General features: G+C 65.1%; 1 pseudogene. It reads right to left on the bottom strand.

Annotated features, from left to right (window positions below):
- Positions 1–358 (bottom strand): annotated as a pseudogene (locus TN53_RS43095) (hypothetical protein); the annotation flags it as partial.

Below are 358 nucleotides of genomic sequence, written 5' to 3'. Positions count from 1 at the left end.
CGGGCCACCATCTCGTCCTTGTAGCCCTGGGCCATCAGCTTGACGATGGCCCACTTCACATCGTCGGAGATGTCGGTGTGCTCCTCGCCGTCGGGCTCGAACGGGGTGGCCTGCAGCCACAGATGGTCGTAGAGCTTGCACAGGAACGCCACCAGGGTCGGCTCGCGCACCACGATGGCTCCCGGTGGCCGCCCCTCGACGCCCTGTTCGGGCAGAAACACGATCTCCCGGTCGTAGATGATCATGCGGTCGACCAGTTGGTCCGTGGTGCGTACCTCGGCACCGAGCGCGGTGACATCGCGTATGTACGCCGTGTTGGCCAGGTCTCCGCGCACGGTGTGCTGGTAGATGTGCTGGA

This window comes from Streptomyces sp. WM6386, from assembly GCF_000972385.1.
Classification (GTDB): domain Bacteria; phylum Actinomycetota; class Actinomycetes; order Streptomycetales; family Streptomycetaceae; genus Streptomyces.
Note: the sequence above shows the minus strand (reverse complement) of the source record. Positions and strands in the feature narration are given on the sequence as shown.